Here is a 17,036-nt window from a genome sequence, read left to right as displayed (position 1 = left end):
CATACATATCGTCTAGGGGACAGCACACGCTCCAATGAGCGCCCATAGCGACACCTACTGTCCCCCAGTTGGGCGATCCGAGCGCAGAAACGCAAGGGCCGCCGTCGTACTTTCTGAAAAAGTACGACGGCGGCCCTTGCCGTGAGTGGGGGCGCTTACTCCCCAACGGCCTCGGTGATGCGGCGCCGGATGCCGTCGAAGTGGCGGTTGAGCAGCTCGGCCGCGAGCACCTTGTCTCCCGCTGCAACCGCAGCGTAGATGTTCCGATGGATGGCAGCTGTCTTGGCCAGGTCCTCGTTGCCGGCGCCGATCTCTACGTGGATCTTCCGGTAGACCTTCCAGAAGACCCCCATCAGGTTGATCAGAAGTTCGTTGTTGAGGGGCTCGAAGAGCCGGCGGTGGAACTCGGCGTCAGCGGCGACGAAGTTCTCTCCGGCGGCCGCGAGCTCCTCCATTTGCTTCACAGATTCCTCTATGGATGCCAATTGCTCTTTGGTCATGACATCAATGGAGGATCCGATCAGCCCGGACTCCAACGCCTGCCGCACGTCCACCAGCTGCAAAGCTTCGAGTCCCTGGTGGCGGAGCGAAAGGCGGCCGCGGAATGTCAGGCCATCAGCCAAAGCATCAAAGTTGCTGGGCGCCACGAACATCCCGAAGCCGTGGCGGATCTCGATCACGCCCAGGGCCTGCAGCACTTTCAGGGACTCGCGCAACGTATTGCGCCCAACACCGAGGGCGACTGAAAGCTCGCTCTCCGTGGGCAACGGATCCCCCGCCTCGAGCTCGCGCTCAAGGATGAGCTCCATAATGTCCGACTGCAATGCACGCAGCCGGGCCTGTGCACTGAACCGCGCTTGCGGTACGACACCGGAAGTTGTCATGGCGCTCTCCTTGCCAATGCACTCTTCCCGCAGAAGCCTGTGAACCTCGGATGCGGAAGGAGTGCGGTGTTAATATTGAGGCGAGCTTAGTGCCCACCACAGAATGAGTGACTCGCAACATACAATATCGGATGTCCCACCTCCTTGATAAGTATGTCTCGGAAATTCGTTGGGAATTCCGCCTCCTGGCGCCTGGATGGCCGTGAACTCTTCACACTCCGGCCTCCCAAGCAGCCTCACCGTGATCCATTTCTCACTTGACGTTCCCTTGTGACCGCCCTTACAGTTTCAATACGAGCATCGGACGTCCTACATCCGATAACCCACGAAACTCGAATGGTGAGGCACCTTATGAGCAAGACGATCAACAGCCTGCCGCTGGTCAACGACGCCAGCCGCCGGAACTTCCTGAAGCTAAGCGGCGCAGTTGGTGCAGCAGCCGCCTTCACGGCAACCCTCTCTGCGTGCGGCGGCGCTGCCAGCACCACAACAGGGACTGCGGCGAACACGGCAGCCGTGAACAAGGACCTTATTATCGAGGCAGGCATCTCCTACGCTCTCTCCACGGGCTTCGACCCGCTGAGCTCCTCGGGAGCCACGCCGATGGCAGCCAACCTGCACATCTTTGAAGGCCTCATCGAGCTGCACCCGGCAACCCGACAGCCCTACAACGCACTGGCCGCAACGGATCCCAAGAAGATCAACGACACCACGTACCAGGTGACCATCCGTGATGGTGCCAAGTTCCACGACGGCTCCGCCGTCACCACCGAGGACGTCGCTTTCTCCTTTACACGTGTCATGGATCCGGCGAACAAGTCCCTGTTTTCCCAGTTCATCCCCTTCATCCAAGACGTCAAGCCGCTCGACGCGAAGACCGTCGAGTTCACCCTTAAGTACGCCTTCCCGGGCTTCGGACCCCGCATCTCGGTGGTCAAGATTGTTCCCAAGGCACTAGCGACCGACCTGAAGGCCTTCGACGCCAAGCCAATCGGCTCCGGTCCCTACAAGCTCGTCTCGGCAGTCAAGGACGACAAGATCGTCTTTGAAGCCTTCGCCGATTACAACGGCCCCAAGCCCGCGCTGGCCAAGGGCATGACGTGGCTGTTGCTTTCGGACGCCGCGGCCCGCGTCACCGCCGTCCAGTCCGGTCGTGTGCAGGCCATTGAAGACGTTCCGTACTTGGACGTCGATGGCCTCAAGTCCAAGGTGAAGGTGGAGTCCGTCCAGTCCTTCGGCCTGCTGTTCCTCATGTTCAACTGCGCCAAGGCACCGTTCGACAAAAAGCTGGTCCGCCAAGCCCTGCACTACGGCCTGGACAAGGAAGCCATCATTAAGAAGGCCCTCTTCGGCAACGCGAAGGCTGCCAGCTCCTATTTCCAGGAAGGCCACCCGGACTACGTCAAGGCCAAGAACGTCTACGGTTTTGACACTTCCAAGGCCGGGGACCTGCTGAAGCAGGCGGGAGTCACCAACCTCGAGTTCGAACTGCTCACCACGGACACTGCCTGGGTGAAAGACGTTGCACCGCTGATCCTTGAGTCGTGGAACAAGATCCCGGGCGTCAAGGTCACCGTCAAGAGCCTGCAGTCCGGCGCCCTTTACAGCGACCGCGTGGGCAAGGGCGATTACACCGTGGTTGCTGCCCCCGGTGATCCATCCGTGTTCGGTAACGATGCGGACCTGCTCCTGAGCTGGTTCTACTCGGGTGCCACGTGGATGGAGAAGCGCGCCTTCTGGACCACTCCTGAGCGCAGCAAGCTGCAGGAACTCATGAACAAGGGGTCGCAAGCTTCCGGAGACGACGCAAAGAAGATCGTCGCCGAAATCGTGAACATGGTTTCGGACGAGGTCCCCCTGTACCCGATCCTCCACCGCCAGCTTCCCAGCGCCTGGGACGAGAAAAAGCTCAACGGCTTCCAGCCCCTGCCTACCACCGGATTGTCGTTCATCGACGTCGGACGTACCGCCTAGGCGACTCCCAGCCGTTGCGAGGCCTGCTCTGCGCCCCAAAATTCGCAAATAGCACGCAGAGCAGGCCCCACAACAAGCAGCACCCCCAACTAACCGGAGAACAAATTGGTCACGATATTGCGTTTGCTTGGCCGCAGACTTGCAGCATTGCCATTGATGATCCTGGGCATTACGTTGCTCGTCTTCCTCGTCCTGCAGGCCGCTCCCGGCGACCAGGCCAGTTCCGCCCTCGGTGACGGCGCCAGCGAAGAAGCGAAGCAGCAATACCGCCAGGAAAATGGCCTCAACGACCCCCTGGTTCTGCAGTACTTCCGATTCCTCGGCAAGCTCCTGCAGTTGGACCTCGGCGTCACTACCCCGCCGGCCAAGTCGGTGGCTTCCATGATCGGCTCGGCGTTCCCGCTGACACTGCAGCTCACCTTCCTGGGCGTCCTCATCGCGATTGTCCTTTCGCTCGCGTTCGGCATCCTCGGTGCCCTCTACCGCGACAAGTGGCAGGACCAGTTGGTCCGCGTCTTCTCGATCGCCGCGATCGCCACGCCGTCGTTCTGGCTCGGCATCCTGCTCATCCAGTGGTTCGCCCTGGGCGCCAACCCAATGTTCCCCTCAGGCGGAATTGCGACGCCGGAATCAGGCTTTGGCGGTTGGCTCAACTCGATGGCCCTTCCGGCACTCGCGCTCGGCATCCCCGTCTCGGCCTCGTTGATCCGCGTGGTGCGTACCTCCATGGTGGAAGAGCTTGACCGCGACTACGTCCGCACCGCCATCGGCAACGGCGTTCCCTACCGCGAGGTCGTCTCCAAGAACGTCCTCCGCAACGCGCTCGTCACCCCGGTGACCGTGCTGGGACTACGCGTCGGCTACTTGCTGGGTGGCGCCGTCGTGATTGAAATGATCTTCGCCCTGCCCGGCATGGGCCAGCTGATCCTCAACGGCATCACCAACCTGGACGTCAACCTGGTTCAGGGCGTGGTGCTCACCATCTCGGTCACCTTTGTCCTGGTGAACATCGTGGTGGACCTTCTCTACCTGCTCATCAACCCCCGAATCAGGACGGTATAGCTCATGCGCAGCAAGCTCGCAGAACGGCTAAGCGCCCCGGGCATACGCTTCAAGGCCCTGCCCTGGGGCTCCCGCATCGCCCTGCTCTTCCTCATCATGATTGTCCTGGCAGCCGTCTTCGCGCCGGTCATTGCACCGCACGATCCTCTGGAGACGTTCATCCCGGCCACCCCGCCGGGCACCGAACACTTCTTCGGCACGGACCGTCTGGGCCGTGACATCTTCTCGCGGCTCCTCTTCGGTGCCCAGTCATCGCTACTGATCGGCCTTGGCGCAGTTGGCCTGGCAATCCTCGCCGGTGCACTCCTCGGTTCCTTCGCCGCGACGTCCAGCAAGTCCGTCAATGAGATCATCATGCGGCTCATGGACATCCTCATGGCATTCCCCGGTATCGCGCTGGCTGCTGTGTTGTTGGCCGCTTTCGGCAACTCGGTTCCGACGATCATCATCGCGATCGCCATCATCTACACTCCCCAACTGGCACGCGTGGTCCGCGCCAACGTGCTGGCCCAGTACGGCGAAGACTATGTCCGTGCCGAGCGCGTGATCGGTGCAGGCCGCTTCTACATCCTGGTCAAGCACATCGTCCGCAACACCGCCGCTCCCGTGCTGGTGTTCGCCACGGTCATGGTGGCCGACGCCATCATCCTCGAGGCCTCGCTGTCCTTCCTGGGCGCCGGCGTCCAGGACCCCGCGCCGTCGTGGGGCAACGTGATTTCCTACGGCCGCAACCTGGTCCTGTCCGGCGGCTGGTGGGCCACCACTTTCGCCGGTGTGACCATCCTGCTGACCGTGCTGTCGCTGAACATCCTGGCCGAAGGCCTCACCGACGCCATGGTGAACCCGAAGCTGCGCCGTGCTCCTGTGGTAAAGGACGACGACGGCTCTGCCGCGGCTATAGCTGTTGATTCCGAGGTTGCGACGTCGGTCGCCCAGCCCTCCGTGGTTGAAGAACACGAGCTCGACGGCGTCCGCGCGGCTTCCGGAGACGCCGGCACCGATGATTTCGGCAAGTCAGCCCTCCTCACCGATGTGAGGGTCGCAGCCACCAACCCGCACCTCCTGCTGGACAAGGAATTGGAACTGCTCGCAGCCATCGAAGCCAAGCGCACGGACCGCCTCCCCCAGGTCGCGGCAACCGCCCGCAACGTCCTCGAAGTGAAGAACCTGTCCATCCGCTTCCCGGGCCGCTTCGGCGACATCGCGATCGTGGACAACGTCTCCTTCACGGTCCGCGAAGGCGAAACCATGGGTCTGGTGGGCGAATCCGGTTGCGGTAAATCCATCACCTCGTTGGCGGTGATGGGACTGCTGCCCAAGACGGCCCAAGTCACCGGATCCATCAAGTTCGACGGCAAGGAACTGCTGGACCCAGAGACCAAGCACAGCAAGGTCAAAGCCTACGAAGGCCTCCGCGGCGAACAAATCGCCATGGTCTACCAGGACGCGTTGAGCTCCCTGAATCCGTCCATGAAGATCAAGGACCAGATGGAGCAGCTCACCAAACGCGGCGGGCGAAAGACCCCGGCGGAACTGCTGGAAATGGTGAAACTGGACCCCGTCCGGACCTTGGCTAGCTACCCGCACGAGCTCTCCGGCGGACAGCGCCAGCGCGTGCTGATCGCCATGGCCCTGTCCCGTTCACCGAAGATCGTTGTGGCCGACGAACCCACCACCGCTTTGGACGTCACCGTCCAAAGGCAGGTTGTTGATCTCCTGAACGAGCTGCGCGAACAGCTCGGATTCGCCATGGTGTTTGTTAGCCACGACCTCGCTTTGGTGGCCTCGCTGGCCCACCGCATCACGGTCATGTACGCCGGCCAAGTGGTTGAGTCCGCACGGGCATCCGAGCTCCTGCAGAACCCCAAGCACGAGTACACGCGGGGCTTGCTCGGCGCGGTCCTCTCCATCGAGGCCGACGCCGTCCGCCTGCACCAGATCCCCGGCACAGTCCCGTCCCCGCGGGATTTCGCCACGGGTGACCGGTTCGCAGCACGTTCATTGCGTGCCGACGCCGATCCCCACCAGAAGCTGGTCCTCACCACCGTTCCAACCGCGAACGGTGACGACGCCGACCACTACTGGGCGAGCCATCTGAAGGAGGATGCGAAATGAGCGAATCAATTCAACAAGGCTCAATGCCGGTCATCGAACTCAAGGAGGTCAAGGTCTACCACCGGGCACGGACCGGCGGCCTGTTCCGGCCGAACATCGTCAAAGCCGTCGACGGCGTTGACTTCAGCATCAGCCGTGGCGAAACCGTGGGCATCGTCGGTGAGTCCGGCTGCGGCAAGTCCACGCTCGCGTCCGTGCTCGTGGGACTCCAGCCGCCGACGTCGGGCGAGGTGCTGTTCCACGGCAAGCCGGCCATCAAGCGGAACGCATCCATGCGCAAGCAGTTTGGCCGCTCCGTTTCCGTGGTCTTCCAGGATCCTGCGACGGCGCTCAACCCGCGCATGACCATTCAGGACATCCTGACCGATCCGCTTCAGATCCACGGAATCGGCAACGCGGCCAGCCGCGCAGCCAAGGTCAAGGAACTGTTGGCGCTGGTCGGCTTGCCGCAATCGGCAGCCGAGGTGACGCCGTCGCAAGTTTCCGGCGGCCAGCGCCAGCGTGTGGCGATCGCCCGCGCCCTGGCGTTGGATCCGGACATCATCGTGGCGGACGAGCCGACGTCGGCCCTGGACGTTTCGGTCCGCGCGCAGGTCCTGAACCTGCTGTCCGACCTGAAGACCCAGCTGAACCTCGGCATGGTGTTCATCTCGCACGATATCCAGACCGTCCGCTATGTATCGGACCGCATCTGCGTCATGTACTTCGGCAAAATCGTCGAGCAGGGCACAGCCGCACAGGTCTTCGACAACCCCAGCAACGACTACACCAAGAAGCTGCTGGGCGCCGCGCCGAGCCTGCTTCACATCTAGCTTTTCCTTTCACAAGTTACAAACAACGGAGATTTCTGTGTCCACTCAGTTCCAGGGCGTCATTCCCCCGGTCATCACCCCGCGCCACGCCGACGGCAGCATCGATACTGCGTCGCTGAAAAACGTCACCAAGCACCTGATCGACGGCGGTGTGTCCGGCCTTTTCGTCCTGGGCTCCTCCGGCGAAGTCCCCTACCTCACCAACGCCGAGCGTGAACTGGTGGTCTCCACCATCGCCGACGCCAACGCCGGAGCCGTCCCGCTGATCGTTGGCGCAAACGAGCAGACCACCAACCGCGTGATCGAGGAAGCGCGCAAAGTGGTGGATCTTGGTGCCGACGCGATCGTAGTCACGTCCATGTACTACGCAATCGGCAACGCCGCGGAGACCGAAACGCACTTCCGCAGCATCCACGCCGCCATCGACAAGCCGATCTTCGCTTACGACGTCCCGGTCCGCACCCACTTCAAGCTGCCCACGGACCTGCTGGTCCGGCTTGGCCGCGACGGTGTTATCGCCGGCGTCAAGGACTCCTCGGGCGACGACGTCTCCTTCCGCCAGCTGCTTTTGGCAGCCAAGGACATTCCCAACTTCGACATTTTCACGGGTCACGAAGTTGTGGTGGACGGCGCCCTTCTTGGCGGCGCGCAGGGCGTCGTTCCGGGCCTTGGCAACGTTGATCCGGCCGGTTACCGCCGCCTGTTCGATGCCGCGCAGGCCGGAGACTGGGCTCTCGCGGCAAGGGAGCAGGACCGCCTGGCCGACGTCTTCGAGATCGTCTACACCCCCAACGGCCGCGTCTCCGGTGGTGCCGCTGGTCTGGGTGCCTTCAAGACCGCACTGCAGGTCATGGGAGTCATCGAGTCGAACACCATGAGCGAGCCCATGCTGTCTTTGAATGAATCGGAGACCGCGTTGATTCGCGAAATCCTGGAGCGGAACGGGCTGGTTTAAGCTATCGTGACCGCTCCCCTAGCCCAAGCGACCCACGTGATCGGTGTTGACCTCGGCGGCACCAAAACCGCCGCCGGGGTTGTTTCCGAGCTTGGTGAAGTGCTCATGTCGGAGACCATTCCGACGTTGAACAGGGACGGTGGCGAGGCGATCCTCGACGCCACCGGTGCGCTGATCACGGGCTTGGTGGAGCGCGCTGCCGACGCCGGACTTTCCGTGTCCGGTGTCGGCGTCGGCTCCGCTGGGGTCATCGATGCTGTTGCCGGGTCGGTGGTGTCCGCGACCGACGCGATTCTTGGCTGGGCCGGGACTTCCCTTGTTGCCGGGCTGTCCTCACGGCTTGCTGTCCCGGTGGTGCGTGCCGTTAACGACGTCCACGCCCACGCCCTCGGTGAGGCCTGGCTTGGTGCGGCTGCCGGTTCCTCGAGCTCGCTCATGGTCGCCTTCGGAACCGGAGTCGGCGGGAGCTTTGTGCTGAACGGCGCTCCTGTTCTGGGACACCGCTTTGTTGGCGGGCATGTAGGTCACGTCGCGTCGCCGCTGGCTGTGTTTGACGGCGTTCCGTTGCCTTGCGTGTGCGGTGGATCAGGACACGTCGAGGCCATCTCGTCGGGGCCCGCCATTTACGAATCGTTCCTGCGCTTTGGTGGCTCTTCGCGTGAGGCAGCGGACACGCGGGGCGTGTTTGCGCTGGCCGCTTCAGGAACTCACGACGGCGGTGCTGCCGCTTTGCGTGCCATCGGCATCGGGGCCACGGCGGCCGGACAAGCCGTAGGTGGGCTCATTAACATTCTCGACCCCGAAACCGTGGTGATATCCGGCGGGCTGGCCGATGCCGGCGAGCTTTGGTGGAAACCCATGGAGACGGCCCTGCGCCAGGAATTGCTGGCACCGTTGGACGACGTCCCGGTAGTGCGGGCGACCCTCGGCAACACCGCGGCCATCGTTGGTGCCGCGAAACTTGTTCTTTAGCAGAGAAAGACATCATGATCCTCACCACTGAAGGCCTCGAAGCCCTCCGTTCCCAGCTGATCGTCTCTTGCCAGGCGTACCCGGGCGAGCCGATGCGTGACCCGCGAACCACTGGGCAATTGGCGGCTTCAGCGGTCATCGGCGGCGCCGCGGGGGTCCGCGTCCAAGGGTTGGCCGACGTGCAATCCACGCGCACCGCCGTCGAAGTCCCCGTCATCGGGCTCTGGAAGGACGGGCACGATGGCGTCTTCATCACCCCTACGCTCCGGCACGCGCTTGCCGTGGCTGGTGCCGGTGCGCATGTTGTGGCGATCGACGGGACCCGGCGGGTCCGCCCTGACGGATTGTCCCTTCAAGCGACCGTTGCCGGTATTCATGCGGAATCCCATGCGCTGGTCATGGCCGATTGCGGTTCGTTTGACGATGCTGTTGCAGCCGTTGAAGCCGGCGCGGACCTGATCGGTACCACGTTGGCCGGTTACACCGGCGAGCGCCCGAAGTCCGACGGCCCGGACCTGGTTCTCTTGGAGCAGATCGCTTCCGCGGGACTGGGCAAGCCGCTGCTCGCGGAAGGCCGGATCCACACCCCGACCCAGGCACGTCAGGCCCTCGATGCCGGTGCGTTCGCCGTAGTTGTAGGCACCGGCATCACACACCCGGCCACGATTACGGGTTGGTTCAAGGGCGCGATGCACAGGTAGCACCTGTGTTGCAGGGGTTAGCTCTCCGTCTCGACCGGTCTGTCCGTCGCATGCCCGTACTGGGACCACCCGCCGACGAATAGCCTCCCCTTGCCCATTGCCAATTGCTCCATCATCAGGAGGTTGTGGCAGGCGGTCACTCCGGATCCGCAATAGGTAATGGTGTTCGATGCAGACACCACTCCTGCACGCTCGAAGTTCGCACGAATTTGCGGCTCCGGGAGCAGGTGTCCCGTGGAGTCGAGATTCCCGCGGCATGGGACATTCACGGCACCGGGTATGTGGCCAGGTCGGGGATCTATGGGGTCTTGGCGGCCCTCGAAGCGGTCGCGATTCCTGGCATCCACAGTGATGTAGTTTTCAGAGGAAGCCTCCGAGATGTCTGCCAGCAGGTGCCACACTCGGGCCGAGAAACTGCCCCTCCGGCGTTCCGTGCCCTCCACAGTGAGGTCTCCCGGATAGCTCCCCATACCCCCGTCCAGGATGGCTGCATTGTTGCCTGTCGATCGGAGCATCCACACCAGCCGGGCCGCGATGACTCCACCGGCGTCGTCATAGGCCACCACGGTGTCGGAATCGTTGATGCCGGCTTCCCGCATCCCTTGGGCAAACACCTCAGGATCAGGTAGCGGGTTCCTCCCAGCCTCTTGGGAAGCTGGCCCGGAAAGCCATCTATCCATGTCCATGAAGATGGCGCCTGGGATATGGCCAGCATGGTAGGCATCCTTCCCGGATGATCCATCCAGGTACCAGCGCGTATCCACGAGAATGAACTTTCCCTGGTTGCGGGCGCACCAGGCCCAATCCACAAATGGCTTCAAGTCAGTGCTCATGGGCAGCAGCCTAGTTCTGAAATCCATATTTTGAGATATAGATATCAATATATGGACAAGCAAAATGCGGGCCCCCCTTCCGTCCCCATAGGCCCTCTTGAGCATGCAAAACAGGCCTCACAACGTCCGGGCAGCGGTTGTAGGCTTCTCCCATGACTGCCGAAAGCTCCCGTGAATTCGACGTAATTGTGATCGGCGCGGGCGCCGTCGGGGAAAACGTCGCGGACAGAGTGGCTCGTGGCGGACTGACGGCAGTGATTGTGGAAAGTGAACTGGTGGGCGGCGAATGCTCGTACTGGGCGTGCATCCCTTCCAAAGCTCTCCTTCGACCAGGCAGCGTGCTCCACGCGGCGCAAGGAATTCCCGGGGCTTCGGAAGCCGTCACGGGATTGGTTGATGCCGAGGCAGCACTGAAGCACCGGGACTGGTTTACGAACAATTGGCAGGACGGGAGCCAGGTCGAGTGGCTTGATAATGCGGGCATCGAGTTGATCCGTGGGCGAGGCCGCATCACAGGTCCGCGCGAGGTCCAGGTGGACGGTATCGATGGCAACAGCTACGCCCTCAAGGCGCATCATGCAGTGGTTGTGGCCACAGGCTCAACCCCCACCATCCCGGATATCGAAGGCTTGAGGGACGTGCCGTTCTGGACCACCCGCGGCGCGACCGCGGCGAAAACCATCCCCAAGCGTTTCACGGTGCTCGGAGGTGGTGTGGCCGGCGTGGAGTTGGCCCAGGCTTTTGCCCGCCTCGGTTCAGTGGTTACGCTCATCGCACGTGGCCGCCTGCTGAGCAGCTACACCGAGGAGGCCGCCAACCTGGTCCTGGCCGGGCTGCGAGCCGATGGCGTCACCGTCCACCTCCATTCTGATGTCGAAAAAGTCGAAGAAGACGACGACGGGTCAGTGGCGGTCACGCTCAACGGCGAGGTCATCATGGCCGACAAACTCCTTGTCGCGTCCGGCAGGCATCCAGCGTTGGCCAATCTGGGCCTGGAAAATGTGGGGGTAGAACCGCAGAACGGAAAACCGCTGCGGCTCACTACCGACGCCAGCGGATTGGTCGAGGGCCCGGCCAGCGATGGCACCAGCGGGCTGTGGCTGTACGCCGCAGGCGATGCCGCGGGCAAAGTGTTGCTCACGCATCAGGGAAAGTATGAAGCGCGGGCCACCGGCGATGCAATCGTCGCTCGAGCCAACGGCAAGCTCCAGGGCACACCCCGCCCTTGGAGTGCATGGGCCCACACCGCCAACGAGCACGCGATTCCAAGCGTCGTCTTCACAGACCCGGAAGTAGCATCGGTGGGTCCGAGCCTTGAGCAGGCCCTACTCCAAGGCAGGCACGTCACGGGCGTGGAATTGCCCATCGACGTTTCCGGATCCCAGCTCTATTCCCCCGACTACAAGGGGTGGGCTCAGATCGTGGTGGATGAGGACCGGAAAGTCATCCTCGGCGCTACGTTCGTTGGCCCAGGGGTAGCTGAACTGCTCCATTCGGCCACGATCGCGATCGTGGGCGAGGTCCCATTGGACAGGCTGTGGCACGCGGTTCCTTCGTACCCCACCATCAGTGAAGTGTGGTTGCGGCTCTTGGAGAAGTACGGACTCTAGCTCCTATTTGAACTGACCAGTCAGTTCAGTTAGACTTTCAGCAGACACCATTTCTGCGAAAGGCTTCATTGTGCTGTCCGTACAGCAACTCCAGATCAACGGCCGCCGGGACGATCTCCTTCCGGCAACGTCACTCCAAGCACGCCGCGGCGAACTCCTGCTCGTGTCCGGCGAAGGCCAGGATCAGCGGACCGCGTTGGCCTTGGGACTCAGTGGCCGCATGAAGCCCAGCAGCGGCGTCCTCAGTTGGGACAACAACACCAAGACCAAAAAGATCCGGCTCGCCAGCGCCTTGGTTGATTCGCCCGGGGTCAACGAGCCCGAACAGCACCTGAGCGTCCGCGACCTCGTCACCGAGGACCTCTCCCTCATTCCGCGCCGCTACCGTGGTGCCCTGCTTAGCAAGCCGTGGCTGAAGATCAACAGCTTTGAGGACATCGCCGGCCTCTGGATTGAACAGCTTCCCGCCAGCCGCCGGCTGGAACTGCTGACTGCCCTTGCTTTGGCGGATCCGGCCACCGACCTCCTCGTGGTCGACTCCCCCGACCGACACAGCGCCGATTCCGGAGCATGGCTGCCGCGACTTGAGGCATTGGCGTCCGATGCCGGGCGGCCGCTTGCCGTCGTCGCCGTCGTCGGCGCCCTCCCGGAGAACTGGACCGGCCCTGCTGCGGTGATCGGCAACTCAGTCCTGCACCCGCCCGAACCGGAAACGGAACGGGAGCCAGAACCCGAAACGCACACGGACACCGAACAACCCGCCCCGACCAAACAAGAACAACCCCAAGAAACCCCGGTACTTCAAAGGACTGCAAAGTGACTGTTCTGCGGCTCGCCCGCTCCGAACTCAAACGCATGACCGGCGGGCTCCTGCCCAAGCTGACCATCCTGGCCTTGACGATGGTGCCCTTGCTCTACGGTGCCGTATATCTCTATGCCAACTGGGATCCTTACGGCAACCTGAACCAGATCGACGCCGCATTGGTAGTAGAGGACACTGGGGCAACCTCAAAAGATGGCACCGAACTGCAGGCTGGCAAGAAGGTTGCCGACAGCCTGGTGGACGGCCACGTCTTCAACTGGAAACAAGTTTCCAGCGCCGAAGCCGCGGACGCGGGTGTTCGGACGGGCGAGTACGCTTTCGCACTGCGGATCCCCAAGGATTTCTCCGCCAACCTGGTGTCCCCCGGGAGCTTCGACGCCGCCAACCAGGCAATGCTCCATGTCACCACCAACGACGCCAACAACTACCTCCTGAGCACCATCGTGGACAAACTCACCACGGCCGTGCACTCAACGGTTGCCAAGGAAGTGGGCGAGGAAACAGCCAACCAACTCCTCACCGGCTTCGGCACCATCCACGCCTCCATCGTGAAGGCTGCGGATGGAGCATCCGAACTAGCTACAGGCGTGGGGCAGCTCAGTGACGGCGCAGCAACGCTGCATGACGGCACTACCCAGCTGGTCACGGGGGCAGACCAACTTGTCGCCGGGCAGACCAAACTGCGCGACGGCGCTGTCCAACTCAACAGCGGCGCCGGCCAGTTGAGTTCGGGCCTCACCGAGCTGAAAAACAGAACTGCTACCCTCCCTGCGGATTCGCAAAGGCTTGCCGACGGTGCAGCGCAAGTAGCGGCCGGGAACGCGGAGCTGAACGCGAAAGTCCAGGACGTCGTCGGGCAGCTCGATGCCGCAGACAAGGGCCTCCGCAACCGGGTCCTGGAATCCAACACCCGGCTGGTCACCGCTGGCGTGCTGACGCAGGATCAGGCAGACAAGGTCCTGGCGGACTTCGACGCGGCCGCCGCATCAAGCCCAGTCACGGACGCAAAGGCCAAGATCGCGGGCGACGCCGCCAAGATCCAGCAGCTCTCCGATGGCTCAGCGGCCGTGAGCGCCGGGGCTTCGAAGCTCGCCGCCGCAACGCCTACTCTCACCGACGCCATTTCGCAGGCTGCGGCAGGAGCCGGGCAGCTCAGCACTGGCGCTTCCACCCTCGCCGCCGGCCAGCAGACCGCCTTGGATGGCGCAGTGAAGCTCGACGACGGCGCCCACCAACTCAACGACGGCGCCGGGGAGCTTGCCAGCGGTGCGGTGAAGGCCTCCGATGGCTCACATACCCTGGCCACGGAACTTGCCAAGGGTGCCGGAGACATCCCAAACCCGAACGACGAACAGAAAAGCAGTGTGTCCAAGGTGATCGCCGATCCCGTGGCGGTGGACAACATATCGCAGGCCAAGGCAGGCTCTTACGGCGCCGGGCTGGCACCCTTCTTCCTGACGCTGGCCTTGTGGATCGGCGTTTTCATGCTGGTGCAGGCCATGCGTCCCATCACCCAACGGGCGCTGGCATCCAACGCCCCCGCTTGGAAAATCGCAGTGGGAGGCTGGCTTCCCTTCTTCGTCGTCTCAGTCCTGCAGGCCACCATCCTCACCCTCGTGGTGAACCTGGGCCTCGGCCTGAACGCCGCCCACCCCATAGGCATGTGGCTGTTCATGCTGGCCGCGGTGATGGCATTCAGTGCGATCATCCAGGGCATCGTGGCGCTGATGGGAACCCCAGGCAAGTTCGTGGTGCTGATCCTGCTGGTCCTGCAGCTGGTCTCTTCCGGCGGCACGTTCCCTTGGCAGACCACTCCCATGCCACTTCACGTGGTCCATGAAGTCTTGCCCATGGGTTACGTGGTCACGGGGATGCGGCACCTCATCTACGGCGGCGAACTCAGCATGATCTGGCCGACGGTCCTGGGCCTGCTTGGATACACTTTGCTGGGAGCGGCACTGTCCACGCTCGCTGTCCGCAAACACAAGATGTGGACCCTCAAGACGTTGAAGCCGGAGATCGCAGTATGACTACCACCGAGCCGGCGGGCCAGGGCCCTGCCGAGAAGAAGCTCCGGCCGGGACGCACCAACGCCACCAAACAGCGCCTCTTCGAAGCGTCCATGGAATTGATCGGCGAACGCGGCGCCGCTGGCGTGACCGTGGATGAGATCGCGGCCGCGGCAGGAGTGTCCAAGGGAACGGTCTATTACAACTTCGGCAGTAAATCGGACCTGATCGCGCAGCTGCTGCGGCACGGCGTAGACATTATGCTGGTACGCCTCCAAGCAATCGAAGGGCAGAGCAGCGATCCCCTGGAGTCCATGAAGAACATGGTGGGGCAGGCCATGGAGTTCATGGACGAGTACCCGTCCTTCGCGCGGCTGTGGGTCAGCGAGAATTGGCGGACTCCGGGCGAGTGGAGTGCCGTGTTCGCGGAGCTACGCGGTGAACTCCTGGCCGTGATCGGCTCGGCGGTGGAGCGCGTTGCTTCCGGGTACAAGGTGGACGAGTCCATCGCCCGGGGCAGCCTGGAAGCTGCGATCTTCGGGGCAATCTTCGTGGTGGGACTCGACCGGCAGACCTATAACCCGGAGCGCACCCGCGAACAGAGCGTGGCCGCCGTCATGACCATCATGCACGGGTACGTCATCAAGTAGCGCTTTCCCGGGAACGGTATCCAACTGCAATCTACGACGGCGTGGCGCGGCCCGCTGGTCGGCGATGATTAACCTCATGCGTCACATGGGGAACAGCGGAAAGCTTGCGGTAGTGGCCGCCTTTGTGTCTCTCGGGCTCTTGGTGCTCGCCGCTGTGGTCCTCGAAGAACTGGTCCTGTACCTGTTCCTGGGAGCGGTGCTGACGTGCTACTTGGCCTCGATCGTGCAGGTCTTCAACCGGCGGCGATACCTTGTGGTTCTCCTTGGCGCCGCCGGCACCAGCCTGTTCATCGGCTTCAGCATCGCGTTCCTTCGCATGTGGGGGCTGGCGTTCAACCAGGACGCCAACGCCATGGGAAGTGCGGTAAGCACCGAGGACTCCGACATCTACTTCTACTTGGCCGCCGTGGCTGGCTGCGGAACCTTGCTGGTCCTGTTCCTGGGGGCGGTCTGGCCTTCGTGGGGTTCCGCCCGGGCGCGGCAACCCGTCCCAGCGGCTAAGCGGGCCACGGCTCAGCGGACCACCCCTCAGCGGGCCACGGCTCAGCGGACCACGGCTGAACGGGCCGCAACACCAACTAAACGAGCATCCACCCCTCGGCCTGCAACAGCTGCCAAGCGCCCGGCGTCGAGCGTTTCACCCCAACGCAAACCCGCCCCGAGGCGTTAACGCCTGCGTTGCGGGGCCTGCACTGCGTGCTTCGCGAGCGATTAGACGCGCAGAGCGGGCCTCATAACGGTAGTTTCCGGGCGTTTTCGCGAGACGCCGAGCACGGCGGTCGCCACTCCGAGGAGCAGGATCAGACCGCCCATGATTTCGGCCACCGTAGGGATTTCGTTCAGGACCAGCCAGGCCGCCGTCATGCCGACCACCGGAACCAGCAGCGTAAAAGGCACGACGTCTGAACTCGGGTAGAGCGTCAGCAGCCGGTTCCAGATGCCGTACCCAATAAGCGAGGCGAAAACCGCCGTGTAGATTGCGCTCAGGATCGTAGCTGGTTGAAGGTCTGTGATGGTCGCCCACACGGTGCCCGGACCGTCCACCACAAGTGACAATCCCGCCAAAGGAAGGGGCACCACGGCCCCGGACCAGACCACCAGGCCCAGCCCCGACGTCGCTTTCGAGTGGCGCGCCACCACGTTTCCGATCGCCCAGGACAACGCTGCGGCCAGCACGATCATGAGAGGCAGGACGGGCGCCACGGCACTGCGCCCAACAGCAACCACGCCGAGACCCGCCAGGCCCAGCACAACCCCGAGCATTTGCCTGCGATTGGGCCTCTCGCCCAGGAACCGCGCTGCGATCAGCACTGTGAACAGCACCTGCGCCTGCAAGACAAGGGAGGCCAGGCCCGCCGGCATACCCAGCGCCATGCCCAGGTACAGCAATCCGAACTGACCGGCGCTCATGAAAAGCCCGACGCCGATGATCGCCTTCCAACTCACGTCCGGTTTGCGGATGAAGAGGATGAACGGAAACACCACGAGCAGGAATCGGAAGGCGACGAAAAGCAGGGGCGGGACATCGCGACCGTTGGGGTGGAGCCCCAGGTCTATGGCGACAAAGTTCACGCCCCACAGGACGGCGACAAGGACGGCGAGGGCAGAGTGGCGGAGGTTCACGAGAAACACTCTG

At 63.0% G+C, this 17,036-nt stretch carries 15 protein-coding genes; 12 read left to right on the top strand and 3 right to left on the bottom strand.

Annotated elements, in window-relative coordinates; translation table 11 throughout:
• Window positions 1-155: 155 nt before the first annotated feature.
• Entirely contained in the window at window positions 156-884 is a 729-nt protein-coding gene (locus ACZ5G6_RS04060; RefSeq protein ID WP_498689581.1) for a FadR/GntR family transcriptional regulator, read from the bottom strand.
• A gap of 336 nt (window positions 885-1,220) precedes the next feature.
• Between ACZ5G6_RS04060 and ACZ5G6_RS04055 the strand changes: the two genes are divergently transcribed.
• The 7 genes from ACZ5G6_RS04055 (at window position 1,221) to ACZ5G6_RS04025 (ending at window position 9,475) form a co-directional block, all read left to right on the top strand.
• A complete protein-coding gene (locus tag ACZ5G6_RS04055) occupies window positions 1,221-2,858 on the top strand; it encodes an ABC transporter substrate-binding protein (protein WP_498689578.1) in 1,638 nt (545 codons plus the stop codon).
• Between the two features lie 156 nt (window positions 2,859-3,014).
• On the top strand, window positions 3,015-3,920 hold the full coding sequence (locus ACZ5G6_RS04050) for an ABC transporter permease (RefSeq protein WP_263422343.1): 906 nt from the start codon (window positions 3,015-3,017) through the stop codon (window positions 3,918-3,920).
• 3 nt (window positions 3,921-3,923) lie between these two features.
• Complete coding sequence (locus tag ACZ5G6_RS04045; protein WP_498689576.1) at window positions 3,924-6,035, top strand: dipeptide/oligopeptide/nickel ABC transporter permease/ATP-binding protein; 2,112 nt, start codon at window positions 3,924-3,926, stop codon at window positions 6,033-6,035.
• Window positions 6,032-6,847, top strand: coding sequence for an ATP-binding cassette domain-containing protein (locus ACZ5G6_RS04040; RefSeq protein ID WP_498689573.1), 816 nt, complete (start codon window positions 6,032-6,034; stop codon window positions 6,845-6,847). Before ACZ5G6_RS04045 ends, ACZ5G6_RS04040 begins: the two co-directional genes overlap by 4 nt.
• A gap of 37 nt (window positions 6,848-6,884) precedes the next feature.
• Complete coding sequence (locus ACZ5G6_RS04035; protein ID WP_498689571.1) at window positions 6,885-7,802, top strand: dihydrodipicolinate synthase family protein; 918 nt, start codon at window positions 6,885-6,887, stop codon at window positions 7,800-7,802.
• A 6-nt stretch (window positions 7,803-7,808) separates the two neighbouring features.
• A complete protein-coding gene (locus ACZ5G6_RS04030) occupies window positions 7,809-8,774 on the top strand; it encodes an ROK family protein (RefSeq protein WP_498689570.1) in 966 nt (321 codons plus the stop codon).
• A gap of 14 nt (window positions 8,775-8,788) precedes the next feature.
• Entirely contained in the window at window positions 8,789-9,475 is a 687-nt protein-coding gene (locus tag ACZ5G6_RS04025) for an N-acetylmannosamine-6-phosphate 2-epimerase (RefSeq protein WP_223935857.1), read from the top strand.
• Window positions 9,476-9,492: 17 nt separating this feature from the next.
• Here the strand turns inward: ACZ5G6_RS04025 and ACZ5G6_RS04020 are convergent, their stop codons facing one another.
• The gene (locus ACZ5G6_RS04020; protein WP_223935856.1) at window positions 9,493-10,308 is read right to left on the bottom strand and encodes a sulfurtransferase; all 816 of its coding nucleotides are present in this window, start codon (window positions 10,306-10,308) and stop codon (window positions 9,493-9,495) included.
• Between the two features lie 152 nt (window positions 10,309-10,460).
• Here ACZ5G6_RS04020 and ACZ5G6_RS04015 point away from each other — a divergent pair, with 152 nt between their 5' ends.
• The 5 genes from ACZ5G6_RS04015 to ACZ5G6_RS03995 all read left to right on the top strand — a co-directional run bounded on the left by ACZ5G6_RS04015 (window position 10,461) and on the right by ACZ5G6_RS03995 (window position 16,070).
• A complete protein-coding gene (locus tag ACZ5G6_RS04015) occupies window positions 10,461-11,918 on the top strand; it encodes a dihydrolipoyl dehydrogenase family protein (protein WP_498689567.1) in 1,458 nt (485 codons plus the stop codon).
• A gap of 70 nt (window positions 11,919-11,988) precedes the next feature.
• The gene (locus ACZ5G6_RS04010) at window positions 11,989-12,738 is read left to right on the top strand and encodes an ABC transporter ATP-binding protein (RefSeq protein ID WP_498689565.1); all 750 of its coding nucleotides are present in this window, start codon (window positions 11,989-11,991) and stop codon (window positions 12,736-12,738) included.
• Window positions 12,735-14,771 (top strand): YhgE/Pip family protein, encoded by a 2,037-nt coding sequence (locus ACZ5G6_RS04005; RefSeq protein WP_498689563.1) that lies wholly within the window; start codon window positions 12,735-12,737, stop codon window positions 14,769-14,771. The genes ACZ5G6_RS04010 and ACZ5G6_RS04005 overlap by 4 nt, the downstream gene beginning before the upstream one ends.
• Window positions 14,768-15,400 (top strand): TetR/AcrR family transcriptional regulator, encoded by a 633-nt coding sequence (locus ACZ5G6_RS04000; RefSeq protein ID WP_223935852.1) that lies wholly within the window; start codon window positions 14,768-14,770, stop codon window positions 15,398-15,400. The genes ACZ5G6_RS04005 and ACZ5G6_RS04000 overlap by 4 nt, the downstream gene beginning before the upstream one ends.
• Before the next feature lie 76 nt (window positions 15,401-15,476).
• The gene (locus ACZ5G6_RS03995) at window positions 15,477-16,070 is read left to right on the top strand and encodes a hypothetical protein (protein ID WP_498689561.1); all 594 of its coding nucleotides are present in this window, start codon (window positions 15,477-15,479) and stop codon (window positions 16,068-16,070) included.
• Between the two features lie 41 nt (window positions 16,071-16,111).
• On the opposite strand, the gene ACZ5G6_RS03990 is transcribed toward ACZ5G6_RS03995, so the two are convergent.
• Window positions 16,112-17,023 carry an EamA family transporter gene (locus ACZ5G6_RS03990; protein WP_498689559.1) on the bottom strand — a complete coding sequence of 304 codons (912 nt, stop codon included), beginning with the start codon at window positions 17,021-17,023 and terminating at the stop codon, window positions 16,112-16,114.
• Window positions 17,024-17,036: the final 13 nt, after the last annotated feature.

Source organism: Arthrobacter sp. TmtSoilC51 (assembly GCF_055388015.1).
This window is presented reverse-complemented; position numbering and strand designations above follow the sequence as displayed.